The sequence below is a fragment of the Cedecea sp. B1(4) genome (assembly GCF_059414925.1).
Genome location: NZ_JCAHMZ010000001.1, coordinates 606,707 through 633,318, shown reverse-complemented (window position 1 = coordinate 633,318; position 26,612 = coordinate 606,707). Strand labels below are relative to the sequence as shown.

At 55.2% G+C, this 26,612-nt stretch carries 22 protein-coding genes; 8 read left to right on the top strand and 14 right to left on the bottom strand.

Going from position 1 to position 26,612, the window contains the following annotated elements:
* Window positions 1-93 precede the first annotated feature (93 nt).
* A complete protein-coding gene (locus ACR6JA_RS03090; protein WP_494493564.1) occupies window positions 94-945 on the top strand; it encodes an MBL fold metallo-hydrolase in 852 nt (283 codons plus the stop codon).
* Here ACR6JA_RS03090 and ACR6JA_RS03085 read toward each other — a convergent pair.
* Window positions 921-1,853 (bottom strand): LysR family transcriptional regulator, encoded by a 933-nt coding sequence (locus ACR6JA_RS03085; RefSeq protein ID WP_494493563.1) that lies wholly within the window; start codon window positions 1,851-1,853, stop codon window positions 921-923. The two genes, ACR6JA_RS03090 and ACR6JA_RS03085, sit on opposite strands and share 25 nt — an antisense overlap.
* A gap of 93 nt (window positions 1,854-1,946) precedes the next feature.
* Here ACR6JA_RS03085 and ACR6JA_RS03080 point away from each other — a divergent pair, with 93 nt between their 5' ends.
* Window positions 1,947-3,086, top strand: a complete 1,140-nt coding sequence (locus ACR6JA_RS03080) for a DSD1 family PLP-dependent enzyme (RefSeq protein WP_494493562.1) — start codon at window positions 1,947-1,949, stop codon at window positions 3,084-3,086.
* Window positions 3,087-3,093: 7 nt separating this feature from the next.
* Here the strand turns inward: ACR6JA_RS03080 and ACR6JA_RS03075 are convergent, their stop codons facing one another.
* On the bottom strand, window positions 3,094-3,705 hold the full coding sequence (locus ACR6JA_RS03075; protein WP_494493561.1) for a TetR/AcrR family transcriptional regulator: 612 nt from the start codon (window positions 3,703-3,705) through the stop codon (window positions 3,094-3,096).
* Between the two features lie 190 nt (window positions 3,706-3,895).
* Here ACR6JA_RS03075 and ACR6JA_RS03070 point away from each other — a divergent pair, with 190 nt between their 5' ends.
* Window positions 3,896-4,984 carry an AbrB family transcriptional regulator gene (locus ACR6JA_RS03070; RefSeq protein WP_494493560.1) on the top strand — a complete coding sequence of 363 codons (1,089 nt, stop codon included), beginning with the start codon at window positions 3,896-3,898 and terminating at the stop codon, window positions 4,982-4,984.
* A gap of 7 nt (window positions 4,985-4,991) precedes the next feature.
* Here ACR6JA_RS03070 and ACR6JA_RS03065 read toward each other — a convergent pair whose 3' ends face one another.
* On the bottom strand, window positions 4,992-5,609 hold the full coding sequence (locus ACR6JA_RS03065) for a LysE family translocator (RefSeq protein ID WP_494493559.1): 618 nt from the start codon (window positions 5,607-5,609) through the stop codon (window positions 4,992-4,994).
* 119 nt (window positions 5,610-5,728) lie between these two features.
* Between ACR6JA_RS03065 and ACR6JA_RS03060 the strand changes: the two genes are divergently transcribed.
* A complete protein-coding gene (locus ACR6JA_RS03060) occupies window positions 5,729-6,634 on the top strand; it encodes a LysR substrate-binding domain-containing protein (protein WP_494493558.1) in 906 nt (301 codons plus the stop codon).
* A gap of 44 nt (window positions 6,635-6,678) precedes the next feature.
* Here the strand turns inward: ACR6JA_RS03060 and pgaD are convergent, their stop codons facing one another.
* Genes pgaD through pgaA form a run of 4 tightly spaced genes read right to left on the bottom strand, consistent with a single transcriptional unit; the run spans window position 6,679 to window position 12,920 of the window.
* Entirely contained in the window at window positions 6,679-7,134 is a 456-nt protein-coding gene (gene pgaD, locus ACR6JA_RS03055; protein WP_494493600.1) for a poly-beta-1,6-N-acetyl-D-glucosamine biosynthesis protein PgaD, read from the bottom strand.
* On the bottom strand, window positions 7,134-8,462 hold the full coding sequence (gene pgaC, locus ACR6JA_RS03050; protein WP_494493557.1) for a poly-beta-1,6-N-acetyl-D-glucosamine synthase: 1,329 nt from the start codon (window positions 8,460-8,462) through the stop codon (window positions 7,134-7,136). Before pgaC ends, pgaD begins: the two co-directional genes overlap by 1 nt.
* A complete protein-coding gene (pgaB, locus tag ACR6JA_RS03045) occupies window positions 8,455-10,470 on the bottom strand; it encodes a poly-beta-1,6-N-acetyl-D-glucosamine N-deacetylase PgaB (protein WP_494493556.1) in 2,016 nt (671 codons plus the stop codon). Before pgaB ends, pgaC begins: the two co-directional genes overlap by 8 nt.
* Before the next feature lie 8 nt (window positions 10,471-10,478).
* Window positions 10,479-12,920: a poly-beta-1,6 N-acetyl-D-glucosamine export porin PgaA gene (pgaA, locus tag ACR6JA_RS03040; protein ID WP_494493555.1), complete on the bottom strand. Its 2,442-nt coding sequence runs from the start codon at window positions 12,918-12,920 to the stop codon at window positions 10,479-10,481.
* A 706-nt stretch (window positions 12,921-13,626) separates the two neighbouring features.
* On the opposite strand from pgaA, the gene ACR6JA_RS03035 reads away from it, so the two are divergent.
* Window positions 13,627-14,175, top strand: coding sequence for a helix-turn-helix transcriptional regulator (locus ACR6JA_RS03035; RefSeq protein WP_250153736.1), 549 nt, complete (start codon window positions 13,627-13,629; stop codon window positions 14,173-14,175).
* Window positions 14,176-14,212: 37 nt separating this feature from the next.
* On the opposite strand, the gene cueP is transcribed toward ACR6JA_RS03035, so the two are convergent.
* The 5 genes from cueP to ACR6JA_RS03010 all read right to left on the bottom strand — a co-directional run bounded on the left by cueP (window position 14,213) and on the right by ACR6JA_RS03010 (window position 20,017).
* Window positions 14,213-14,761: a copper-binding periplasmic metallochaperone CueP gene (gene cueP / locus ACR6JA_RS03030; RefSeq protein WP_213716960.1), complete on the bottom strand. Its 549-nt coding sequence runs from the start codon at window positions 14,759-14,761 to the stop codon at window positions 14,213-14,215.
* A gap of 153 nt (window positions 14,762-14,914) precedes the next feature.
* Window positions 14,915-16,180 (bottom strand): hypothetical protein, encoded by a 1,266-nt coding sequence (locus ACR6JA_RS03025; protein ID WP_213716958.1) that lies wholly within the window; start codon window positions 16,178-16,180, stop codon window positions 14,915-14,917.
* Window positions 16,180-18,573, bottom strand: a complete 2,394-nt coding sequence (locus ACR6JA_RS03020) for a CS1-pili formation C-terminal domain-containing protein (protein WP_494493554.1) — start codon at window positions 18,571-18,573, stop codon at window positions 16,180-16,182. Before ACR6JA_RS03020 ends, ACR6JA_RS03025 begins: the two co-directional genes overlap by 1 nt.
* A gap of 216 nt (window positions 18,574-18,789) precedes the next feature.
* Entirely contained in the window at window positions 18,790-19,275 is a 486-nt protein-coding gene (locus ACR6JA_RS03015; protein ID WP_213716954.1) for a CS1 type fimbrial major subunit, read from the bottom strand.
* A gap of 43 nt (window positions 19,276-19,318) precedes the next feature.
* The gene (locus ACR6JA_RS03010; protein WP_250153735.1) at window positions 19,319-20,017 is read right to left on the bottom strand and encodes a hypothetical protein; all 699 of its coding nucleotides are present in this window, start codon (window positions 20,015-20,017) and stop codon (window positions 19,319-19,321) included.
* 775 nt (window positions 20,018-20,792) lie between these two features.
* On the opposite strand from ACR6JA_RS03010, the gene ACR6JA_RS03005 reads away from it, so the two are divergent.
* The 3 genes from ACR6JA_RS03005 to yjiA are packed head-to-tail and all read left to right on the top strand — an operon-like array spanning window position 20,793 to window position 24,185.
* Window positions 20,793-22,946, top strand: a complete 2,154-nt coding sequence (locus tag ACR6JA_RS03005) for a carbon starvation CstA family protein (RefSeq protein WP_494493553.1) — start codon at window positions 20,793-20,795, stop codon at window positions 22,944-22,946.
* A gap of 56 nt (window positions 22,947-23,002) precedes the next feature.
* Window positions 23,003-23,206: a YbdD/YjiX family protein gene (locus tag ACR6JA_RS03000; RefSeq protein ID WP_039302623.1), complete on the top strand. Its 204-nt coding sequence runs from the start codon at window positions 23,003-23,005 to the stop codon at window positions 23,204-23,206.
* Between the two features lie 13 nt (window positions 23,207-23,219).
* Window positions 23,220-24,185 carry a GTPase gene (gene yjiA, locus ACR6JA_RS02995; protein ID WP_213716948.1) on the top strand — a complete coding sequence of 322 codons (966 nt, stop codon included), beginning with the start codon at window positions 23,220-23,222 and terminating at the stop codon, window positions 24,183-24,185.
* Between the two features lie 10 nt (window positions 24,186-24,195).
* On the opposite strand, the gene btsR is transcribed toward yjiA, so the two are convergent.
* Window positions 24,196-24,915 carry a two-component system response regulator BtsR gene (gene btsR / locus ACR6JA_RS02990; RefSeq protein WP_494493552.1) on the bottom strand — a complete coding sequence of 240 codons (720 nt, stop codon included), beginning with the start codon at window positions 24,913-24,915 and terminating at the stop codon, window positions 24,196-24,198.
* Window positions 24,900-26,597 carry a LytS/YhcK type 5TM receptor domain-containing protein gene (locus ACR6JA_RS02985; protein ID WP_494493551.1) on the bottom strand — a complete coding sequence of 566 codons (1,698 nt, stop codon included), beginning with the start codon at window positions 26,595-26,597 and terminating at the stop codon, window positions 24,900-24,902. Before ACR6JA_RS02985 ends, btsR begins: the two co-directional genes overlap by 16 nt.
* Window positions 26,598-26,612 lie beyond the last annotated feature (15 nt).

Here is a 26,612-nt window from a genome sequence, read left to right as displayed (position 1 = left end):
GTCTCTGGGAGTGAGCAAGCGTCGAATGATTTTGCTCCACCGCCGTCAGCCATAAAAACCGGGTCTATCTCCTGAACGCCTCCTGAGGTCTTTATGAATTATTCATCTTTTCCGTCCTGCCAGATTGGCGATTTTCTGGTTACCGCCTTAAGTGATGGCGCTATGCCTGCTAGCCTGGATTTACTCTCTGGCATCGACATCGCTGAAGCAGAATCCATCCAGCAGAGCGCAGGCCTGTCTGAGTCCGGTAATATTCACATTAACGCTTACCTGATTCGCGGGCAGGGTCTAACCCTGCTGGTGGATACAGGTACGGGGGGACGGCATAACGTTGGTGGGCAATTGAGAGCAAATCTTGCCTCCCTGGGTGTCGGTCCTGATGACGTGGACATGGTTTTGTTGAGTCACTGTCATCCTGACCATATTGGCGGCCTGCTGGATGCTGAAGGAAACCCTGTCTATAAACAGGCGGAACTTCATTTGCACCCTCTGGAAGCAGAATACTGGCGGGATGATGAAAAACAAAGAGGCGCCAACGAACGGGGCAAGCTTAACTTCAGGCTGGCACGTCAAACATTAGAGGCCTATGCACAGAACCTGCATTTTTTTAGCCCGCGTGAAATCACGGTGGGTATCCTCCCGGTTTGGTTACCGGGTCACACGCCGGGCCACACCGGCTTTCGCATTGATGCGGATGATAAAAGCTTACTCATATGGGGGGATATCGTTCATTATCCCCACATTCAAACTGCCCAGCCCTGCGCCTCTATTCTCTTTGACGTTGATCCGGTGCAAGCTGAACAAACGCGGAAAAACGTGCTGAAACAAGCCGCAAGGGAAAAACTGCTTATTGCAGGTATGCATCTGGACCGGACAGGCTTTGCTACCCTTGGCATGGTTGATGATGGGGGTGCTATTTCCTATGCCCTGGGGCCAATCGCATGAGTATATTCCCCCCAGGGCCTCCCGGCTAACCGCGTCTTAAGCAGTTCGATAAACTTTTGCGCCCTCGGGCTTCTTTCTGCCTGCGACGCGCCGCTCAGCGCCACGATGTCAGCATCCGGCAGCGTATATTCCGGCAGGAGCCTCACCAGCTCGCCGCTGTGGATTTGCGGCAGCACATCCCATTCGGACCGCATAATGATCCCCCTGCCCGCCAGCGCCCACTCTTTTACCACTCGCCCTTCGTTGCTCGACAATTTGGGCGAGATCCGCTGCGGGCAGTCCCCTTTGGGGCCAGAGAAGCGCCACAGCGTCACGTCTTCGCGGTTTTCCCGCAGCGCAATGCAGTCGTGATCCACCAGCTGTTCCGGCGTCAGCGGAGTGCCTTTTCGGTTCAGGTAGTCCGGGGAAGCGCAGATAAAGCGTTGGTTGGGCGCAAGCTTGATGCAGTGCATGCTGGAGTCGCGTAGCTCGCCGATGAAAACAACTAAATCCCACTTGTGTAGCGTAGCCCAATGTGGGTCGTCGGAAAGCGTCAGCTCCACTTCGAGGTTTTCATGTTGGGCGGCGTATTCCCCCAGCAGCGGCGCAATATAGTCGTTGCCAAACCCCAGCGGGGCCAGCACGCGCAGCTTGCCTCTGACCTGCTGCCGCCTGTCGTCCAGAGCAGACTGCAGGCCAGCCAGCTCGGTGAGGATCTTCTCCGCCCGGCTCAGCAGCAGCGAGCCTTCATCGGTGAGTGAAACCTGCCGAGAGGGTCGCAGAATAAGGTCGACGCCAAGCTTTTGTTCCAGCCCGCGCAGCCGCTGCGTAACGGACGGCGGCGTGACGTTCATCGCCCTTGCGGCGGCGGCCAGCGTATCGTGAGTAGCGATAATACGGAAGAAAGCCAGATCGTCGCTGTTTATCATTAAGCCTGAACCTAACCATTAATTGATTTTATATTAATTTATACCTAATTAGCCGGATGACAAGATGCAGCCTCACCCAACAGGAGACCCGCTATGTCCGCCGAATGGATCACCACCCGTGATACCCCCTTTTTGCTGATCGAGAAAAGCAAATATTTGCGCAACATTGAGCGCCTGTACTCGCGCGTTCACGCCCTGGGCAGCGAGGTCCGGCCACATCTGAAAACACTGCGCTCCATTGAGGCCGCCCGCTACCTGCTTGAACAAAGTGATTCCCCAGCCACGGTTTCCACCCTCGCCGAGGCGGAAGCGTTTGCCGCCGCGGGATACACCAACCTGCTTTACGCCGTCGGCATCGCGCCCCATAAACTTCCCCGCGTGGCGGCGCTGATGGCTAAAGGCGTGAACCTGCACATTCTGCTCGACAGCGAACCACAGGCTAGCGCCGTGGCCGAATTCAGCCGGGCGCACAGCCTCAAGTTTTCGGTCTTTATTGAAGTGGATTGCGACGGCCACCGGGGCGGTTTACCGCCGCACAGCGACGAACTTTTGACCCTGGCCCACATCATTGAGGCAAGCGGCTCGACGCTGACCGGGCTGCTGGCTCACGCCGGGGAATCCTATAGCTGCCGCACGGACGACGCTATTCTCGCGGCCGCCAGAGCAGAATGTGCCGCCATTAAAACCGCCGGAAACCGTCTGCGCTCGCAGGGCTACAGCTGCCCCGTATTAAGCGTAGGTGCCACGCCGACAGCCCATTTTGCAGACGATCTCACGGGCATCAGTGAAGTCAGAGCCGGGGTGTTTACCACCTTCGACCTGGTGATGAAAAACGTCGGTATCTGCCGCCTGGAGGATATTGCAATTAGCGTAGTCGCCACGGTGATCGGCCACAACAGGGAGAAAGGTTGGGTATTTATTGATGCCGGGTGGATGGCGCTTTCCCGCGACAGGGGCACGGCGGCGCAAAGTCAGGACTACGGCTACGGCCAAGTGTGCAGCCTGAACGGTAATCCCTTAGAAAACCTGCTGGTCACCACGACCAACCAGGAGCACGGCATCATTGCCCTGCCGGAAGCGTCAGCCTTTGCCGTCGATGATTTCCCCGTCGGCAGCCGGGTGCGTATTCTGCCCAACCACGCCTGCGCCACCGCCGCCATGCATCAGCACTATCAGGTTCTGAGCGAAGATGGCGCGGGGCACGAGGTCTGGCAGCGGATCGTCGGCTGGTAACCTGCCGCTATTTCTTCGCCTGTTCTGTTGAGAGGTACAGTTCCAGCAGCGCCTGCGCTTCGTTGAGCACCGCTTTACGCTCTGCGTCATTCTGCAGATTGGCCGCCGCCGCGCCTTTGAGCATTTGCAGGATAACAATGGTCATCAGGCCGGCACGTTCGGCGGATAAACTGGGGATCACAACCTGAAGCGCGGTGGAGAACCCGCCGCGCATGGCATCCCTGAACTGAAGGCGGGCCGCTTCATGCTCGCCACGCTCTTCCACCAGCCTCAGGGCGAAGGTTCGCTGCGACTGCAGCGAAAGCACAAAACGAGTGAACAGATCAGCAGCGGTGGGGATATCCACCCCGGTAACGCTGGCCTCCAGCACTTCCAGCCGGTCGATCACTTCGCGGGTGTACTCCAGCAGCAGCGCGTCGGCCAGCGACTCTTTGTTGGGGAAAAACCGGTACAGCGAGCCAATGGCCGTACCCGAGCTGGCGGCAATCTCGGTCATGGTCACGGCGTCAAAGCCCTTCTCGGCGAAGAGTCGGGTGGCCGCTTCGGTTATCGCCGCCACGCGAAGATGGCCGCGCAGGCGTTTAGGCTGGTTTGCCGCTAAGGGCGCTGGTTTCGTCATAAAATATTTCGTTTCAATCCGCTAACATTTATTCGCATAACGCCCATTGAGATATGCGAGGGCATCCTCTAGAATCTAAGTTATGTGAGGGAATCCTCGCATAACTTACTCTCCCTGAGTTTAAGCCACGACTCAGGCGTGAGCCAGCTTAAACCGAATATTCTTCCGCGCTGCGGGCGGCTATACAACGATGAAGAAACAAGATCCTGCTAAACCCAACGGTTACCACCTGCTGTCACCCCAGCGCATGCAGTGGAGCACGCTGATTGCTGCCACCACGCTTTTCGGCGGGCTGCTCACCTGGCTAAATATTCCCGCCGCCCTGCTGCTGGGGCCGATGGCCGCCGGGATTGTCGTCTCCCTCAACGGTGCAAAAATTCAGCCCAACGGCACGCTGTTTCTCATCGCCCAGGGCGTTATCGGCTGCATGATTGCCAGCAAAATGCCCCGCAGCCTCGCCGACACCTTCGGCTCTCACTGGCTGCTGTTTATTGTCTGCGTCTTTTCGGTGATTTTTATCTGTATGCTGCTCGGCTGGATAATGACCCGTATGCGCATCCTGCCCGGTACTACCGCGCTCTGGGGATTAAGCCCCGGCGCAGCTACCGCCATGACGCTAATGGCCGAAGCCAACGGCGCAGACACACAGCTTGTCGCCGCCATGCAATATCTGCGGGTGATTATGGTAGCAAGCGTCGCTTCCGTGCTGATGAAAGTCTCAGGTGAGCACGTCCCTGCCACATCGGCAACGATCGATTTTTTTGCGCACGGCTCTTACGTTGCGATGGCTGAAACCTTTGGGCTTATCGCTCTCGGCTGTATTGCGGCCAAACTGCTGCGTCTGCCCGCCGGGGCGCTGTTGATAACCCTGGTCGCTGGCGTGGTGCTCTCACAGAATAACTGGATAGAGATCGCGCTGCCACAGTGGGTGCTGGTGCTGGCGTACACCATTGTCGGCTGGCGCATTGGGCTGAAATTCACACGTCCGCTGTTAAAACATGCCGCCCAGGTGCTGCCGCGTATTGCGGTCAGTATTGTGATTTTGATCGCCCTTTGCGGGGTGATGGCGGCATTTTTGGTGGTCGTGGCCGATATCGATCCGCTCACCGCTTATCTGGCCATGAGCCCCGGCGGGGCAGATTCTGTGGCGATTATCGCCGCCTCCAGCAAGCACATCGACATCGCCTTTGTGATGTCGATGCAGATGACCCGCTTTATTATTCTGGTCGCCTTCGGGCCGATCATCGGCAATATCATGAAGCGGCAGGCGAAGAGGTGAATCACTCTCAAAACGAGAGCAGCGCCCGGGCGTTGTAAACCAGGCCAAACAACGCCACGGCAAGCAGAAACAGCGCTGAGATACGGTCGAGCAATTTACCGTGCCGCTCAGGCACCCAGCGCTGCACGGTGAGGATATAAAGCGCCAGGATTGCAAAATCAAGCGCAATCCATACCAGGGAAAGCGTCAGAATGCTGGCACTAAAATCCTGGGTAACCGCCATAAACTGAGGGAAAAAAGAGACAAAAAACAGAATGTCTTTTGGGTTAGAGACGCCAACCACAAAGCCTTTTAAGAGTCCTCCCCCGTCGCTTATTGCCGTTTTTTCACCGCCTTCTTCATGCCTGCTTTGCAGGCTGACGATAGCTCCCCAACCAATAAACACCGAGCCCGCCAGGCCCAACAAAGACAGGTGCAGTGGCGAGAGTGAAACGATGCCCGCCAGCACCATGGCCGCAAAGGCAATCAGCACCAGCGAAGCACTGTTGGTGCCGATGACGGTCAGAAACGCCTTCCTGCTGCCGTGCCGCGCCGCCGTGCCGGTCACCAGGGCAACAACCGGGCCTGGGGTCAGGATCAACATAAAGACAGCGAGCGTGTAGGTACCGAGCAGGGGAATATTCATAGTGTTAAATTCTCACAATCGTTTTTATTGTGATGCATTAAACGCTCTACTCCAGGCGTTGAAAAACGGAAAAAACTGCGATTCAATGTGAGTAATACTCACAATAGAGGCGCTCTGTTATGACGCTCCCCCCACTTTATGCGCTGCGTGCATTTGAGGTTGCCGCCCGGTCAGGTTCGTTCAGCAAAGCCGCCGCACAGCTAAACGTCACGCCTGGCGCAATCAGCAGACATATCCGCACGCTTGAAGCCTGGTTCGAATGCGAGCTGTTTCACCGTAATGGCCCCAAAGTCGAGGTTACCGCCGCAGGTAACGCTTTGGCGATGCAGCTCTCGGAGGGCTTTCATCGGCTGGATCAGGCCTGTCATGCATTTCGCAGCGGCAACCGTAAACTGCGTTTAAAATCGCCGTCGACGCTGACCATGCGCTGGCTGCTGGATGTACTAAGCGCCTTCCGCCAGCGGCACGCTAAGCCGGAAATAGAAATGACCAGCGTGTGGATGGATACCGATAGCGTGGACTTTACCCACGAGCCTTATGACTGCGCGATACTGTTGGGCGATGGTCGGTTTGGTGCGGGAACGGAGTCCCGCTTGTTGTTCGACGAGTGGCTGGTGCCAGTGTGCTCGCCAGCCCAGGTTGAACAGGCCCGCATGGACATGTCTCGCTGTGAGCTGATCCATCCCTCCCCGGACCGCCGTGACTGGCGAAGATGGCTAAAACGTACCGGAAGATTCAGCGGGCTTAATATCGCGCGCGGCACGGTATTCGACACGCTGGAACAGGGCATTCGGGCGGCCATCAGCGGCCACGGTATTTCAATAGGCGATGGGCTGTTATGTCAGGCGGCAATCCAGAGTGGCCAGCTCGCGCTGCCATTTGCCGAAGCGATTGCCAGCGGAGAAGGCTACTGGCTGGTCTGGCCGAAGCATTCGGCTCGTGTAGCCCATATCACGCTGCTGGGCGATGCTCTAAAAGAAGCTGTTCCCCGGCAGTTGCCCGACACATTGACGCTGCTGCGCTGAAAGCATCTGGCAGAGGGCTCAGGGAGCCCCTATCTGACAAGGATTTACTCCGCCCCCTCCTCCGGGAAACCTGTCTCGCTCTCTGCACGATTATTTTTAAGTTCGATTATCTGCCCAATCTGGTCATGATAAACCGTTAACTGGTTATAGCGGCTCATCTCGGAAACCAGCTGCGTCGACAGGTTAAAGCTGCGGGCCAGGTCGCCAGGCTGAAACGGTTTGTGTTCATCGAGGTATCGGTCGCTGTACCTGCGCAGGCTGTACTGATACCAGAGGATCAGCAGCCAACCGTTTATGGCGGCAATCAGCAGGTACAGCAGCACAGAATTGAGCGACTGCGCGACGATTTCCCCGCGCTGGTCGGGCAATAACATCAGCTGCAGCAGCAGGTTTTTCCACACAAAGTACAGAAATCCGGCCCAGGCCATGGCGGTGAGCAGACCGTCGAACAGGCGCGGCCCCAGTCGATCTTCAGTCAAAATCAGCGTGTTGGTCTGCATCATATTCTTCCTTTTCCACGGTCAGGACTTACCCAGCGCGCGCGGGCGCGGCGGCGTTTAAGCATCACTTTCGGGAACGACACCAGAGTGGTAAACAGGCCTATCATCCAGTACATCAACGGGAACCAGACGATCCAGAACAGCGATCCGGCGATCCGCTTTTCATAGCGCCGCTCAATGAACAGACTGATCAGGAACTGCATCAGGCACATCACGCCCAGCAGCAGCCCGGTAAACGCCGGTGGAAAGAGCGTTTCAACCACCAGGTTTGCCGGCAGCGTGATCAGGTGGCTGGCAATAAACAGCAGGATGGTGATCGCGTAGGCGAAGGCCCACACCGTCGACAACACGTACTCCATAAACAGCGGCCACATCCGGCGGTGTTCCCAGCGGAACAGGCGACGCAGGTTGACCAGAAACACTTCCGCCCCGCCCTGCGCCCAGCGCAGTCGCTGTTTCCAAAGCCCTTTGAGCGTTTCCGGCATCAGGATCCAACACAGCGCGCGCGGCTCAAAATAGAGCGTCCAGTGATGCAGCTGCAGTTTCCAACTGATATCAATGTCCTCGGTGATCATATCCGGGCTCCAGTAGCCGACATCCGCCAGCGCCTGGCGGCGAAAAGCGGCGATCACGCCGGAAACGGTAAAGACACGGCCATAAATACGCTGGGTACGTTTAATCAGCCCGATTATCGAAGAAAACTCACCGACCTGAATCCGGCCAATCAGGTTCGAGCGGGTACGGATCCGTGGGTTTCCGGTCACGGCCCCCACATTGGGGTGCCGAATCAACGGCATCACAAGGTAAGCCGCCGAGTCCCGCTCCAGCAAGGCATCCCCGTCGATGCACACCAGCAAGTCCCCGCGCGCGGCGGCGGCTCCGGCTTTTAGCGCTACGGCTTTACCCTGATTAGCCGCCAGGTGAATCACTCTTAGTTTTGGGTATTCCACCGCAAGCTGGTTCAGGATCTCGGCGGTGTTATCCCGAGAGCCGTCGTTGATGGCGATGACCTCGATATTGGTATAACGCTGGCCCAGCGCGGCTTCGACCGTTTCCCGGGCATTTTTGCCTTCGTTAAAGCACGGGATCAGAATAGAAATCAGCGGATTGCCTTCCAGCTGTGGCGGCGGGACGTCTTCGCCCCACGGCCAGTGGCGTTCCAGCCGGTACCAGAAGTAGAGCCCGCCGGTCATCCACAGCACCGACATAAACAGTGGCCAGAAGAACACAAAGTCCAGCAGGATTTTCCCGGTAAACACCGCCGCCATGCCGAGCGGCAGCCCAAAGACCAGGCCCAGAATCAGCAAGGAAAGAAGACGATCAGTCATTGTTTGGGTACCAGTAAGAGGAAATTTCAGGTCTGATATGTGAAATATCAGGCTGGTTATTGATGAAGTCGTCCGGGTAATAGCCGTAGTGTTTCACCCCATTCAGCTGCAGCAGCCGCATCCATTCCACCAGCTGTTTATCAGCGATGCCTTTCTGCGTCTCGTGGTTCCAGTCGCGCGCCTGAAGCTCAAAAATGGTTTTATTCATTCCCGAAGGCTTCGCCGCGACGGCTTTAATTAGCCGTTCCAGCCAGCTATTGCTCTCTTCCAGCGGCACGGACTCCATCAGCGGCATCGCCATCGGCACCGTCCAGTCGTATGCCGCCAGGAAATCGTCAATGTTCTGGGCGAACCACGTCTCGCTCTCCGGCTCCAGAATCGGCAGTGCAAAGATATTTCGGGCGGTCTTTATCTGCGGGCCACGAATATTCCGCACCGCGTCGGTCAGCGTGCGCGTGAATTCGATTAGCGTCTGGCTTTTAAAGCGCGTCCAGCTTCGCAGTTCGGCAGGGTTTTGATGAATGTCGCCGATGCTGCCCTGGAACCCTGCCTGCCGGTAGGCGGCCATGGCGTCCGGCCCGGCATCTTCAAAGTCCGTGAGCAGCGCGTCGTCGTGGAAAAGAATGCCGTCAAACACCGCATATCGGGCGAGATCTTCGTAGATGTCGATTATCTGGTGGCGAACCTGTCGGTTCCATGGGGAAAGCCGCAGATAAGGGCTGGTGGCCCGCTGCATCTTCCCGCTGGCGGCGTCCCAGCGTTGCACCCTGGGCAGCGTGGCGTTCAGATCAAAAGAAAGCACCGGCAGCCAGGCGAACACTTTGGCATCGCCTCTGGTGCGTAACTGCCAGGCGACAAAGTTAAACAGGTCGGCGCGCATGGGCAGCCAGCGGTTGGGGAAATAGAGCGACTTGATATTGCCGTCGCCAAGCGGGTCGGAGAACGCCTGCAAAAAGACATGGCTGATTTTCATGTCATATACACGCTGCACCAGGACATCGATATTCTTTGCCTGCTGCACCGGGTTCGGGTCGTAGACATAGTCGAGATCCACATGCATAACGCGCACCGGATCCGGCTCCCGGACGCGGCTGACCATGCTGGCGAACGCCTTGAGCGTTGGGTTTCCCGAAATCAGCACGCGCGGGATGTTGTCCAGATCTCGGGCGTCAGCGAGACCATCATTGAGCGTGAACGCCAGCTGGTACCCCTGCTTTTTGAGCACGCTAAGTGAGGTGCCGTTAGCCGCACCATAGGGCCAGACCCAGGCGCGAGGGGACTTCCCGCTGAGCTGTTGAATTTTGCGACTGATTTGGCGCACATCGTCGTCAATACGGCGGGTGAATTGCTCATCGCTTTCATACTGGCCGGTGAGCTTATTCCACGCCCGGTTGGCCACCGCAGGCTCACGGCTTCCCTGGGGATTCGCCTGAATACCGTAATGTGAAGCCCAGGTGTGCGCCCCTATCTCAACCAGCGGAGACTGGCTAAGCTCGCGCACCATATCCCAGGTGGCAAACTTATCGCGGGCGGTCATTAGCCCGCCAAAATCCACCTTCTTCCCTGACGGGGTATCCACCCAACTGCCCACGGGCGCCCAGAGTGCGGGCACATTGTATGCTTTAAGCAGCGGCCAAACGCGGGTATAGAAACTGCTGTAGCCGTCATCGAAGGTGAGCAAAAATGCCTTTGGCGGCAGCGGCGTACCGCCCCGGTGAGCGTCCAGAATCGCCTGCACGCTTACCGCGCGGTAGCCGTTTTGCAGCAGCCAGCTGATTTGCTCGTTAAGGGCGCTGGTGCGCACCGCCAGATACCGCTGATCGGGGTCGCGGTCTTCAACGTCATGGTAAGCCAGCACCAGAAAATGGTTCTTCGGCCAGGGCCGGTTGGCTTCAGGCAATGGCCGATCTTTTGGCGGTAGAAAATGGATGTCCTGAGCGTACAGACCAGAAAAGGTCAATAACCAGCCAAAAACGATCAGGCCGAGGCGAAAACTGTTGGTCAGCATGTTTGTCCTTAAAATCGTAAATTCGCATCAAAAGCGACGGCAAGATGCGTTTCCCGCTTGCCGTCCCAGGGCCGTTTTTCCCAGTTCAGCATGGCCCCGGTGTCGAGGACGTTGTTCCACTGGATACGCTGGCCATATCCGAGCGACGTCATCGCCCCCGCCCCGTAATTTTTTTGCCGATAAAGCCCTGCACCGGCGCTAATCTGCTGGCTCCAGACGGTGTCATAGCGCTGGTACATCACGTGATTAACGGCGAGCGTCGGCGCGGCGGATAAGTCCCATTTCGGGCTGTAATACACCGTGTCGGTCTTGCTGTTGGTGCTGTATGCCACACCGGGCTGCAGGTCGAGCGTGATCCGCGCCGTCTGCCACAGCCGTTCCTGGCCCTGGAAGGTGTATTCCTGCCGGTGGTTATGGTCTGAAAACCTGCTGGTCGCAGTGGTCAACTGATATTCACGGCGTTCATTCTGGTGCCAACGTACCCACAGGTTGGCCTGATTCGCGCTTACCCCGTTGCGCAACGCCCGCAGCGGCGTTGTCCGGGCCAGCCGTTCGACCTCTGCCCCCACTCGCCAGTTGTCGCTGAAGCTGTGCCAGGCCGAGACGCGCCCACCCGGCTTATTCCCGCCGGTGAAGTTGTTGTTTGCCAGTTCAAACTCGACCCAGCTATTGCGCGGCCGCCATTCGAGGCCCCCAAACACGCTGCGGCTTAAGCCCTTACCTTCTTCAAAACGACCGCGCTCAAAGCGATGACCGCCAAACAGCCTCCAGCTGTCGGCTACGGGTGGGCCGTAAATCGCCATATCCCAGCTAAAGTCATGCGCGCCGCTGACGGGCGTATCAGAGTGGATCCCCTGCTGGCCGTTAATTCGCAGCTCGGACATGCGGTGAATTTCGCGCGTGCGGTTCAGCCGCTGAGAAGCAATATCCCACGGGGCACGCAGCATCACATCGTCGGTCAGCAAATCCATCTGTCGCCACTCGTGCAGATCCTCCGCGACATAAGCCTGCTGCCGCTCAAGCTCAAGGTTGGACGGCTCGAGCACTTCCGCCTTTTTAAGCTCTCGTTCAGCCGCCTGCGGCAGCCCGCGAGCCTGCAAAACCCTGGCATAATCGATGCGCAATCCCTGATTCCCCGGCGCGGTACTGGCCAGCCGCTGGGACAACGTTTGTGCTTCCGGAAGTGCATTGGTCGAGACGAGGTACTGCAGGGAGAGCGTTTTTGCTTCCAGCCAGCGATCGTTCGGTTCGGGATTCGGGAAACCCGGCACGTAGCGACGGTAAGGCGTTGTCTGAGTTAGGTTTTGCAGATAACGAGCGGCAGCGTCGTACTGTCCGCTGTCCAGCAAGGCATAAAACATCGCCTGCTCATTCTCATTCGTCGCGCCGCTGAACAGCTGCGGCGTTAACGCCTGCGCGTTTTCTACCTGCTTTACTGCGAGGTACGACGCAATAACCCAGCGTAAAGCCCAGGGTGGAACGCGCACGCCTTCTGAGGCCAGGGCTTCATATTCCTGGATGACCTTTGGGTAATGATTGTGGGCATAGAGTGCACCAAGCCGGTCTATTCGCGCTCTAGTGACGTCCTGTTGAGCCTGCGGATTACCACGCCATTTGGCGAACAAAACGTCGTAACGATCCAACGCCCGCTGCGCGACGGTAAAACGCGCTTTTTCCTCTCCTGGAGGGATTTCAGCCATGCGCACCCTTTCGGCCAACGCGTTAAGTTCCAGACTTCTGCGCTCATTTGCCGGAAGGTTCGCTTGCCTGGCAAACGCCAGCGCTGGTGTATTCACCCTGTTCGCGGTCAGGCTGGATATCAGGTTTTGCAGCGCCGTTTTATCCCCTGGAGCAAGCGCGATAGCTTGCGTGTCGCTTAGCAACTGGTCCCAGGTTTTTCCCTGCCGAAGATAGACATAAGAGAGCGTCTGCCAATGCGCCAGCGTCGGCTTTTCCTCGATCAAACGCAGGGCTTCATCTCTGACCTGCCAGGCTTTTTGCCCGTCGGCCAGCGTTTTAATTTGCCCTATACGATAGTCATCGTTTCCGGGCGATAGCTGAAGCACCCGCTCCCAGAGGGAAAGTGATTCCGTCCAGCGATGAAGGTTACGCAGAGATTGCGCAGTGGCGGCGACCCCACGAGCCGGGATAGCAGTACGCTCCTGATAACGCTGCCACACGTTGACCACTTCATCATCACGCCCGGCCCAGGAGGCGACCTGCAACCAGTCGGCCACCTGTTCCGGGTTCAATGCTCTTTGCTGTGCCTTATGTTTTAAGGCGTCAAGCAGGGGTTGATAATCCCCATTTCGTGCTTGTAATACCTGACTGTCATAGCGCGATGTTGCCCCCACCCCTTGCGCTGAAAGCAACCCTGGCATGATTAAAAATAACGATAGCTTCACGCCACGATAAAAGAATAACTTATTGATACTCAGTCGCTGTTCCATAAATATCTATTATTCCATTATGAATGAGCATAGTTTATCCGCCGCGTTAAATGCCGGATATCGGCATTAGCGGATGTAATTCACACGGTAAAACACTCTTTTGATATGCAGAGTATTTATTTAAACGGGCACACCTCACGTAACGTCTTTTTCTGCATCTGGCTTTAGGAACAAACTCAAAATAGCGGAGATTACACATTAGGTCAGATAGCAAGAATGATAAGTCACCATGAATAATTTTGTGAACACTTCCTAACGGCCAAAAACATGCTTTTAAGAATACTCTGCACCGGCTTTTCAATGAACGATTCACCATACAAGATAGAAAACACAATGCATTGATTTAACAAAATAAACCAGCCATATCGAAAATAAAAAAATATTATGATCGATGTTTTTACCGATATGTTCAGGTGCAATTCAATGTATTAATCAGGAGATTTCCTGGCAAAAAATCCTAATTTAAAAACCCGTACCTTCCCTCGCACTCCTTTTTATTTATAATTTTATCACCAGGAATGAAAAAGGATATCCTCGAGACTTAAACATCTTGTTAAAGAATAAGTAAAAATACCGCCTAACTTACCTGAAGGTAAGTTAGGCATTTGTCATGAAATAGAGAGACGCGCCGCGTACATGGTTTCCATGATCAGGCATTTGGATTCGAGCAATATTAAAGGGATACGCTGCGGTGGATGCGACAATTTTGATCACACAAGATCGCTATCTTTATCAGGGAATAAAAAACTATTTTCCCGACGTCATTCTGCTGCACTCCGTGGGCAGAAGAAGTTTCAGCTACGGCTACAAAGAGTACGTTATCCTGGTGGATAGCCGGCTACCGTTGGCGCAGTGGGAAAACATTATCACCAGCGCAGAGAAAGCTGAGGCGCCAGTGCGCTGCCTCGTGCTGGATATGCGCCACACTGAACTTTTTCCGCTCAGACAAAAGTGGAGCCTTGATATGTCGATGCCGTACCGGGACATTGAAGGACTGTTCTGGGTGCTGCAAAAAGTGAAACTCGACCGCCAGGCGGGGGAATGGTTTTATACCATGCGCCTGAGTGAGGAGGAGCGGAAGATGATGATGTGGCTAAGAAAGGGTTTACCTATGGAAGCCGTGGCGGAAAAACTCTGCACGTCACTGAAAAGTCTTTATCGCCGACGGAATGAACTTTACGAGAGATTGGGACTGGCCAACTTTAATGAGGCCTGCCTGCTCATTTATACCGACGAAGAGCAACAGTACCCCTAGTTTGGGCAGTGTGACATGAGGCCGCCGCCCGTCGGGCTTATGATTGCTGCAATGGCAAGGTGGTCATACAAGTTTGACTGTCGTCGAAGGTGGCAAACGCGGATTGCGCGGTGCGGCCCTGATAGCTGACGCTGACCGTCCCTTCGGTATTGCGCGGCAGCCACACGCCGATGAAGCCATTTTGCTGGCTGGTAAGCGTTTTATTCAGGATAACGTTGCCCGATTTATCGGTAATTTTGACCTCAAAGGGCGTATTGACCATCTCACCCTGGCAGCCGGAAAGGCTGTGATTGAAGCAGGGATGCGTTTGCTGCAGGTATGGCGCAAACGACAGATAGAACTTATTCCCCAGCGGGTAGCTAAACTTCTGCTGCCCATCCGAAAGCACCAGCGCACGGCTGGTCACACCGGCGCTAAAACCCAGCGGACGAGCCTGCGGGGACTGGTCGATAGCCTCAACCATTTGCTCGGTAGTTTTCCCCGCCAGCCCGTGTTTCGCCAGAAAGGCATTTGCCTCAGGTGTGGCCGCCAGTGCAGAACCGCTAAGGGCCAGCGCCAGCCACGCCGTCATGATACGTACTTTCATCCTGTTTCCTTTTCCAGAGTAAGGTTTAACAACCACTGACGCGGACGTTACACCTTTCCCCTGGGGGAAGGTCAAAGGCATGGCAGTAAAGAACCGTAAGAATTTGTATTTATGAAGTTTTAATTGATCTCAATCAGCTATTTTTCGACATTTCTAGTCCACCTGCGCATCAAGCACTAGCGTCACGGCTCCCCGCCAGGTTGAACCTGGGGATTTCACCATCATTTCAACGCCGGGTTTCCGGACTTTAAAATCAACCTGTGAGCGACGATGAACAACTAACCCGCCGGGAGGTAAAATAACATGGCCAGCCGGTAGTGAATTTAACAGCAGATTTCTGACTTCGCTGCCGCCTTTGGTCTTAAATCCCGGTAAGGTCAGAGAAACCTCCAGCGGTATTTCGTCTCCGGTGGGCGATGTTGACTCCCGCAGCGCACATCCCGTCCCTGAATCGTGTTCACAACGCATATTGACGATAAAGCCGGAGGTAGACGACAGGGTGAAGGGGACCTCCTGACTCAGGGAATCAGGGACACGCCCACCGTTTGCCCACTGGCTCCAGCCGCCTTTCGGGGCCAGGCTGACCTTGATAAACTCCGCGTCGGAGGGAAACTCCAGCTGGAAGGCCTGGCGTACGGTCGCCTTTATTTTTATTCTAATTTCAGAGTCAGAGATCGTTTCGGCATGAACGTCAATATCTTCGCCTTCACCAACGGTATAAACCACTTCACCTTCGTACTCGCCGCTATAAGCACCTAATGGATTGGGTATTTCTAACGTATAGCCAAAGCTAAAATCGGTAATGCGCATATTACCTTGAAAAGGGTCATCAAACTTCCTGTAGCAGGTCAGCTTTTTTTCTGGCACTCCCCATGCACCCATGTAGGAAGAAAACCCAAGACCAAAGACAGAGCCATACCGCCCTGAGCACCCGCCCTGAGGATTAGTACTCGTGAGGTACATTACTTTAAGCAGGTCATAACCATCTATCGACGTGTGTGTCACACCAAAAGAAGCCAGACGAAATACCCCTGTAATTTGATTCCCTGTTTTATCATCTCTTAAAACAATATTCCTTGCCGTGCCATCAAGTGACATTGATGTATGATTGCGTATGTTATCGCTCGTAGAGTCAAAATACTTTTCCGCCGATACCCCAGGAATCGCAATACTGAACTCCCCCACTCCACAATACTGAGGGTACCGAGAACAATACCCTGTGACCGGTGTAGTATTCACAAACGCATTCTTCTGCGGCTGCTGCAGGTCGGCGATAAACTCCATAGTGAGGTTCACCGTTGCAGCGTTGACTGTGGATATCATCGCCAATAAAAGCAGCGCGGAGAGTGCTGCCGTATTTCTTCTGCGAAACAGGGCGTTATTAATGAAGTCGATAATATACATCTGTCGGGTAAACATTATATGTCCTTATTATTGGCTGCTTTGCTGGCCGCATAGCCTGCGTTCCCCGCCAGCGGTAATTCGTCACAGGTCAGATTGCCGAGGAAAATAACCTCATCAGCCGTTTTCTGCGTGGTGGGATTCAGGCGTATTTCACACTGGTTCATTGCGCGGTACTCCACCGCCAGCACCGGGTTGTTTTCATGCACCTCGAGGGTGAACAGCCCGTCGGATTCGGTGACCGTCCTGCCGGCATGATTTACCACCTGAGCACCGCCCAGGGCGTGGCCATTGCCGTCCACCAGCCGACCCATCACCGTCACCGTTTTCATCACTTTCACGGAATACGCACTGACGCCCCCGCGAATATGCTGGTAGCTCAGGTATTCAGGCTCGACTTTCAGAGCCGGGGCTTCCGTGCCGGGGAAGTCAATCTGCACCGTGCCGGGTTGCCAGGCATCGACCGGAATGAAGTTCCTGCCCGGTTTGAGCGGCACTGCACCACCCGGATAAAGCGCCACCAGTTCGGCATTTTTATCGTCGGAGGAGACATCCACTATCATGCCGCCGCCCTGATAATGTGCCGCCTGTTTCGACATTGTGACCCGCCCGCCCCCCAACGCCAGCAGGCTGCCGGTATTGAGGCCGCCGGACAACCTGCCGTCCAGCGTTGAACTCTGCCCCCAGAAAGTGCCCGCCATCACCGGCGTATCAAACTGGTTGTAAGTGCTGAACCCTGCGCCGTGGCGGTCCGCCGTCAGCGTCGCCGTCGTCATCTTCACGGGGCCTTTGTCCCAGGTCTGATTGACCGAGGCGGAGGTATAGAGATCCCGGCTGCCGTTGGTATCCGTTCGGCTGCCGACGCTGATATTGCCGCTGCGTTTCTGCCCGCCGAGCGCAAAGCTGGCGGAGAGACTCACGCCGCGGTTGCGTAACGTGCTGCCATTGCCGTAGGGGCGATCAAACGCGGCCAGCCGCCAGTTAATGGGGCTGCCGGCAATTACGGTACGGGTATTAAAGCCCACGTCGGCACCGATACCGCTGTGACGGCTTCTGTGCGTCAGACGGGCGGTGAGGCTGTTCTCGCTGTTCAGGCGCCAGGTGGTGGACAGCACGCTGCTGTGCTCCAGCGACGGGCGGGCCGTGTACCGGTAGGGGTCATCTTCATAGCGATACCAGCTCCGGCTGTGGCTGAGGGCGACGTTACCCTGCGCGTGCGACCATATTCCCTGGGTATCAAACCCGTGACCGGTGAGATTGCTCCGCCAGATATTACCGTACAGCTGCACCGGCTTTGCCGCCTGCCAGTCGAGTGAAACCCCGGCCTGACGCTCTTCCCCCGTCTTCTGCACGGCCACGCCGACCGTCGCCAGCGGATGCAACAGGTAGTTGACGCTGGCCCCGGCCGCAAATTCACCGTTATCCTCACTTTTGTCACTGTTCCACAGCGTCTGCTGCTGCCCGGCGAACACGTTATAGCGCAGGCGCTGGCCCGGCGTTCGCCAGCGGGTGGGTTTATTAATAGTTTCAGTGACCCTGCTGCTCTCACGGCCGTCTTCAATGAGGCGAATTTCAACTTCATAGATACCGATTGGCAGCGGCACGGTATCTAACATTTGCAGGCCGGGTTCAACAGGCTGAGAATTTATCAGGGTGCCGTCGCGGTAAATTTCAGCCACACCTTCCCGGTTGGCGGAGACGTAGACGGGATAAAGCGCCGGAATATCCCCGCCCTTCAGTAATGCATCGCCGCTGCCCGCCATCATGCCCGCCAGCGTGCTGATACCGCCTCCCGGCGTATAAGGCTGGCGTAACAGGCCCTGGCTGTCCGGCGTAAATAGCCCGGTACGGAGAAAGTGTTGCTGAAATTCACGCTGAACGTAGAGAGAGGTTATGGCATGGCGGGAAGTGCTGCCCAGGCTGTTGCTGCGGGTCTGGTCATGCTGAAACTGGCTCATTAATGTCCAGGTCCCAAGCGCGGCCTCCAGGCCCCCGTTCCAGCTCATGCCTGACTGCTGCTCGCTGCCGCTGAGATTAAGCTGGTTATTCAGCAGCAGGCCTGAATCCCCATCTTCGGGTAAGGTATACCAGTATTTATTCGCGTCGTTTCCCGGTAGTTGAGTGAGTAAAACGAGGCGGGCATCGCTCAGACTGTAATCCGCCGCCAGCAGCCCCGGCGGGCAGGCATGGTCACTGCACTTCCCAAGCGGAACAAAGTCAGTGAACGCCTTTAACCAGCGCTGGCGTTCGGCCTCGCTAAACTCACTGTCGCCGTTATCGGTAAAATGGATAATCCTGGCCCGGTTATCCTCCGTCACTATGATCATGGCATCGCCCAAGACCCGGTTATCTACCATAATGCGGGCTGAAAGCGGGGCATTGAAGAAATGCGCCTGAAAATCATCCGGCATAGCAGCTGCCTGGCTGGCAAGCGTCGCAGGTTGAGCCAAAACATTTACACTGCTGAAAACCAGAAATAACGACCCTGTTAATGGACGCAAGAATCCCATAATATCAAACGCCTGAAATTTTTTTCCGAAAAAGAAAAGAGAAATCCCTCTCTCTTTTCTCCTCAAATCACGATGAATCGTTAACCGAACAAACCATCAATAATGCTGCCGCTAAAATTAAGGCGTTTCGGTATCAAACATCATGGTCACGGACCCGATGTAGGTTCCGGCCGTTGGTTTAGTGCCAGCTTTCTGGCTTACCGTCATGGTGGCCGTTTTCTCTGCTGCGGCTTCGGAAGCGCTGTACAGCGTGACCGCTGACGCTGCGTCAATCGGCAACGTCTGGCCGGCAATATTCACCTGGAGATCGATAGTATCCGTACCGCTGGTCGAGCTGAGCACAGGCTGCCCGGACAGATAAGCTTTGATGTTCCCGCCGGAATTTTTCATTTGCAGCTGCCGAGAAAATCCATCCAGAGAGCCCGTCGCTGCATTCCATGCCATTTTTTGCGTCTGGGTATTCCAGCCGTTAACTGGCGTGACGAAGAAATCAGTAGCAGGGATCACCGCCTCTACGTTGAAATCAACCTGGTGAGGGGCTGCGTGAACCGCCGATGCCGTTACCAGAAGGGCACCGAGTAAAGTCATTTTTTTTGCGTACATATATCATTCCTTTTGATAATAGATAGAACAGTGTTACTTCAAATTACGAACCTGATTTCAGCGCCTTTTTTTGACTGCCTTCATTCAGCGTGTAGTGCCAGATTTTTTGCGGCACAATGTCCCGCTCCAGGCTCCGGCCGGGCCTTAACTGAATATTGACGGGTGAACTACAGTCTTTAAGTTTTGCATCGCAGGATTTCAGGTCGCTGATAACCACGGAGGCATTCCCCCTGTTGCTGATACGCAGTTTTTTACCTTTATCCGTAATTTGCGTATCGAAGCGAACATTATCGGGATGAACGGTCACTATGGTGCCAAACCCGGTGAGTACGCTGACGCTGGCGTTAATGGCACCCTGATACTTTTCAACTTCATCATTGCTGAGCGTAAATTCATCCATGTTTTTCGGCACAACGGGAATATAACGCACGCGATAATAAGACTCTTTATTCCTGGAGCCGGTATAGACCAATCTATTGGTTTGCATTCCGCCCGCAGGAATAATTAGCCGCGGCGGTGACGAAATAACCCCCGCACCTTGCCCGTTAACAATGGCCTCATTATCAAGCGGAATTTCCTTTGCCGGGTTATTCTCGTTATAAACTATTTCACTAACCTCAACGCGAACAAAAGCCGTAGCATCCCCGGAGTTATAAATGCGTTTGGCGAGGGTATTTTTACCGGAATAGATATACTCATTTAACGGACCCACATTGATCACCGGGCCAGCGACTGCCGGCATAGCCAGAGTCATTAACATAGTCAAAGGCAAGGCTGTGGATGTCGCATTTTTTATTTTAGTCGGTTTGTTTTCAGATAAAGACATAAAAGCATCGCCATTAATTAATTTAATTGCTGCGCATTATCCCTGCCAGCACGATTTGCACAACGCTAAACGCCTTAATTAAGAAACAAATAACAAATCACATCAATTAATATATAACAATAAAGAGTCATGTAACCTTATGTTTTTAAAAGTTAATAACAAAATATTCATTAATAATGATATCGACATACATTCAGTTTAAGGTAGAGAGCACGCTTACTTCCGCCGTCCTGAGATACCACAACCTGTCTTTGCAAAAAACGAACAAAAAACACCAAACAATTAACATCACCCCATGTATTAACAAGTGCATGAAATGGAATTTCAATTCAGTCGTAATAACACGTTGCGATTAATAGTTTCTGTAAATGCCATCCTGTTATTTATTTCAACGCCCATAGCGAAATTTACTCTCAGCCCAATTGAAACCAACCCGGCTATATCATTAAATCCGCTCTGCTTATCATGAGATCTAAATCACGCTTTTCAGTGAATTAGCGCCTGGTTAAAACCGCTTAGCCTGTCCCACAACCGCTTGGCCCTGAATACGACCACTCGGCCACTCTTTTCCCTCTCTTGCTGCAAAAATCGTCACGCTATAGCTGGCCTATTTTATGCCCTTCTTTTACAACAACCAGGTTCAGCGAGACGGCGAACAGGCATTACGCCGGGGCTGACAAACGGATGAATTATGAATAAAAATAAATTTTTCAAACATATACCCTGGGTGATTCTGGGTATCATCGGGGCCTGCTGTCTGGCCGTCGTCGCCCTGCGACGGGGGGAACACATCAGCGCCCTGTGGATCGTCGTCGCCTCGGTGTCGGTCTATCTGGTGGCTTACCGCTACTACAGTCTCTACATCGCCCAGAAGGTGATGAAGCTGGATCCTACGCGGGCCACACCTGCCGTCATCAATAACGACGGACTGAACTATGTCCCAACCAACCGTAACGTGCTGTTTGGCCACCACTTCGCGGCAATCGCCGGGGCCGGGCCTCTGGTCGGCCCGGTGCTGGCGGCGCAAATGGGCTATTTGCCTGGCGTACTCTGGCTGCTGGCGGGCGTTGTGCTGGCCGGGGCGGTGCAGGACTTTATGGTGCTGTTTATCTCCTCGCGCCGAAACGGGGCTTCTCTTGGCGAGATGATCAAAGAAGAGATGGGGCCAGTGCCGGGCACCATTGCCCTGTTCGGCTGCTTCCTGATCATGATTATTATCCTGGCCGTGCTGGCTCTTATCGTGGTGAAAGCACTGGCTGAAAGCCCGTGGGGCGTATTTACCGTTTGCTCGACGGTGCCGATCGCCCTGTTTATGGGCATTTATATGCGCTTTATTCGCCCCGGCAGGGTCGGTGAAGTGTCCGTTATCGGGATTGTGCTGCTGGTCGCCTCGATTTACTTCGGCGGCGTGATTGCCCACGACCCTTACTGGGGCCCGGCGTTAACCTTTAAAGACACCACCATTACCTTTACACTTATCGGCTATGCTTTTGTCTCTGCCCTGCTACCGGTCTGGCTGATCCTCGCGCCGCGCGATTACCTGGCGACCTTCCTGAAAATCGGCGTTATTGTCGGCCTGGCAATTGGGATTGTTATCCTCAATCCTGAGCTGAAAATGCCGGCGATTACGCAGTACGTGGATGGTACCGGCCCGCTGTGGAAAGGTGCGTTGTTCCCGTTCCTGTTTATCACCATTGCCTGTGGCGCAGTATCCGGTTTCCACGCGCTTATCGCCTCCGGCACCACGCCAAAACTGCTGGCCTGTGAAACCGATGCTCGCTTTATCGGCTACGGCGCGATGCTGATGGAGTCATTTGTGGCCGTTATGGCCCTGGTGGCGGCATCCATCATTGAGCCAGGTCTGTACTTTGCCATGAACACGCCACCGGCGGGTCTGGGCTTTACCATGCCAAACCTGCACGAACTGGGCGGGGAAAACGCGCCAATGATTATGGCGCAGCTCAAAGAAGTGACCGCGCATGCGGCCGCCACCGTCAGTTCCTGGGGCTTTGTGATTTCGCCTGAGCAGATCCTGCAGACGGCAAAAGATATCGGTGAACCTTCCGTGCTTAACCGCGCAGGCGGTGCGCCTACGCTTGCCGTCGGTATTGCACATGTGTTCCACAAAATTGTGCCCGTCGCCGACATGGGCTTCTGGTACCACTTCGGGATCCTGTTTGAAGCGCTGTTTATTCTTACGGCGCTGGATGCTGGCACCCGTTCTGGCCGCTTTATGCTGCAGGATCTGCTGGGCAACTTTATCCCGTTCCTGAAGAAAACCGACTCGCTGGTGGCCGGCATCATCGGTACCGCAGGCTGCGTTGGGCTTTGGGGCTACCTGCTGTATCAGGGCGTGGTCGATCCGCTGGGCGGCGTGAAAAGTCTGTGGCCGCTGTTCGGCATCTCCAACCAGATGCTGGCGGCCGTGGCGTTAGTGCTGGCCACCGTGGTGCTGGTGAAGATGAAGCGTACCCAGTACATTTGGGTCACCGTGGTGCCTGCGGTCTGGCTGCTTATCTGCACCACCTGGGCGCTGGGTCTGAAGCTGTTCAGCAGCAACCCGCAGATGGAAGGCTTCTTCTTCATGGCCAACCAGTATAAGGCGCGCATCGCCGCCGGTGGGGCGGATTTGACGGCACAAGAAATCGCCAACATGAACCACATTGTCGTCAATAACTACACCAACGCGGGCCTGAGCATTCTGTTCCTGGTGGTGGTTTACAGCATTATTTTCTATGGCATTAAGGCCTGGAAAGAGGCGCGTAAATCCGGCCAGCCGACGGACAAAGAAACGCCTTACCAGCCGGTGCCGAAGGAAGGCATTAAGATTTCTTCCGGACACTGATCGCTTCATCTGACAGCCCCGCATTAGCGGGGCTTAAATCACTAAAGGAGCGACGAATGTTTGATAACTTAGGTGTTGCAAAAAAGTACCTCGGCCAGGCGGCAAGAATGCTCGTTGGCATTCCGGACTACGATACCTACGTGCTGCATATGCAGACGAACCATCCGGATCAGCCGCCCATGACCTACAAAGAATTCTTCCGTGAACGCCAGCAGGCGCGCTACGGCGGAGACGGTAAAGGCGGCATGCGCTGCTGTTAACAGGAAGGACGCGATGACACCGATTGCAGTAACCGTATTAACCGGCTTTTTGGGTGCAGGGAAAACCACCCTGTTACGTCATATCCTGCATACTCAGCAGGACGAGAAGATTGCCGTTATTGAAAATGAATTTGGCGAAACGCCTATCGACAGCCAACTGATTGGCGACCGCGCCACCCGCATTACTACCCTAAGCAACGGCTGTATTTGCTGCACGCGCTCAAGCGAGCTGGAAGATGCCCTGCTGGATCTGCTTGATAGCCGGGACAAAGGTGAAATTCACTTTGACAGGCTCATCGTCGAATGCACGGGCATGGCCGACCCTGGCCCTATCCTGCAGGCCTTTTTCGCCCATGAAATCATCTGTGAACGCTACCTGCTTGACGGCGTGATCGCCCTGGTCGACGCGGTACATGCTGATTCACAGCTGGATCAGTTCCCGCTCGCCCAGTCGCAAATCGGCTACGCCGACCGTATTTTACTGACAAAAACCGATGTGGCCGGTGAATCCGCTGCATTGACTGAACGCCTGCAGCGCATTAACGCGCGCGCGCCGGTATACCCTATCCTGCACGGCAATATCGATCTTCCGCTGCTGTTTAACACCCGCGGCTTTATGCTGGAAGAAAACGTCGTGGCGACAAAACCTCGCTTCCACCGCATTGCCCCGCAGCAAAATGAAGTCTCATCCATTGTGGTGACGCTGGACTACCCGGTTGCGCTGTCCGCCGTCTCTTCCGTGATGGAAAACCTGCTGTCCGGCTTCGCCAACAACCTGCTCCGCTACAAAGGAATGCTGTGGATTGAAGACCAGCCCTGTCGCCTGCTGTTCCAAGGCGTGCAGCGCCTTTACAGCGCCGACTGGGACCGCGAATGGCAGCCGGAAGAAACGCCGGAGAGCACGCTGGTGTTCATCGGCGTGTCGCTCCCGGAGGCCGAAATCCGCGACGCTTTTGCCGGATTAAAACCTGCCGCGTAGAGCAATAACCTTAAAGCCCCACCGCCTCTTTTAACGACTTCAAATAGCGGCGGCTCACCGGCACGGTGCGGCCATCCCGCAGCAACAGCTCCGCCTGACTGTTATCCTCCAGGCGGATCTCCTGCAAATAATTCATGTTCACCAGATATTGCCGGTGGCAGCGCAGCAGAGGCGTGCGGCTTTCCAGCGTGCGCAGTGTTAATTCGGTAAAGCCTTCTTTGCCATCCCGGCTGGTGACATACACCCCGCTTAGCCGGCTGCTGACGTAGGCCACCTCCTCCATCTGCAGCAGCCAGATGCGGCTGTGGCCGCTGCACGGGATAAATTTTAGCGGCTGTTGGCTGTCCGGCAGGCGGGAAACATCCTGCGCTTCGCTCTCCTGATGCAGACGAGCCAGCGTTTTTTGCAGCCGCTGCGCTTCGATAGGTTTGAGCAAATAGTCAAAAGCGCACTCCTCAAAAGCCTGTACCGCGTATTCATCAAAAGCGGTGAGAAACACAATACGCGGCCGATGGCGCTCGTCGAGCATACCCACCATTTCTAGCCCGCTAATACGCGGCATCTGGATATCGAGAAACAGCACGTCCGGTCGCAGTTTGTTCACCGCGCTAATCGCCTCTATCGCGTTGGCGCATTCCCCGACTATCTCAATCTCACCGTCATTCTCAAGCAGGACGCGCAGGTTCTCACGCGCCAGCGGTTCATCATCAACAATCAATACTCTAAACATACCAAGTCCTCGGCGGGCAGGCGCACGGTGATGCAGGTAACACGGTCGGGGTCGCAGCTCACGGCCAGGCCATAATCCTCCCCAAACTTCGCCCGCAGCCGCTTGTCCACCAGATTCATTCCCAATCCATTACCGTTCTCTTTTGGCCGGTACAACCCGGCGTTATCCTCGACATCCACCAGCACGTCTTTTCCCTCTGTACGGGCACGAATAGTAATCATACCGTGGCCTAATTGCTGAGAGGTGCCGTGCTTAATGGCGTTTTCCACAATCGGCTGTAGCGTGAAAGCTGGCAAACGCTGATTCGCCAGTTCGTCGGGCACCTGCCAGTCCACCGCCAGCTGCGTCTGGAAACGCGCCAGCTCAATTTGCAGATAGGCATTCACATGCTCAATTTCATCTGAAAGCGTGACGATTTCAGAGGGGCGTTTGAGATTTTTGCGGAAAAATGTCGAGAGGTACTGCACAAGCTGCCCGGCTTTGTCGCCGTCGTGGCGAATAACCGCTTTCAGCGTGTTCAACGCGTTAAATAAGAAGTGCGGGTTCACCTGCGCATGCAGCAGCTTAATCTCGGACTGGGCCAGCAGCGCTTTTTGCTGCTCGTATTTCCCGGCCAGGATTTGCGCCGACAGCAGCTGCGCAATCCCTTCGCCGAGCGTGCGGTTGATGGAGCTAAACAGCCGGTTACGCGCCTCATAGAGTTTTATCGTGCCGATCACCCGCTGGTTTTCACCCCGCAGCGGGATAACCAGCGTCGACCCCAGCTTGCAGTTAGGATGCAGCGAGCAGCGATAAGGCACCTCATTGCCGTCGGCGTAAACCACTTCGTTATTCTCGATGGCCTGCCAGGTGTAACCCGACGAAATAGGCTTGCCCGCCAGGTGGTGATCGGCCCCGGTGCCAATAAACGCCAATAACCTTTCCCGGTCGGTGATCGCCACGGCGCTGATGTCCAGCTCCTGGTGCAGCACCTTCGCCACCTTCAGGCTATTTTGTTCGTTGAATCCCTGCCGGAGGATCCCCTCGGTTGAGGCCGCGACCTTTAGCGCGGTGGCGGAGAACGCGGAAGTGTATTTCTCAAACATCGCGCGTTTATCCAGCAGAATGCGCATAAACATGGCGGCACCCAGCGTGTTGGTGACCATCATCGGCGCAGCGATGCTTTCCACCAGGTGGAGCGCATCTTCAAAGGGCCGTGCGATAAGCAAGATAATGATCATCTGCACCAGTTCGGCGACAAAACTCGTCGCTCCGGCAACCAGCGGGCTAAACAGTTTGTCCGTCCTGCCCCGGCGGATTAAAACGCTGTGGATTAATCCGCCAATCAGTCCTTCCGCAATGGTGGAGATCATGCAGCTCAGCGCCGTCATTCCACCGAGAGAATAGCGATGCAGCCCGCCGGTTAGCCCCACCAGCCCGCCCACCACCGGCCCGCCTAACAGGCCGCCCATCACGGCGCCAATGGCGCGCGTGTTGGCAATGGAGCCTTCAATGTGAAGACCAAAATAGGTGCCCATAATGCAGAAAACCGAGAAGGTGATGTAGCACAGCAGCTTGTGGGGTAAGCGCACGGTCACCTGCATCAGGGGGATAAACAGCCGGGTTTTACTCATTAACCAGGCGATGACCAGGAACACGCACATCTGCTGCAGTAGCAGCAGGACTAAATTGAATTCGTACATCTTCAGACAATCTCC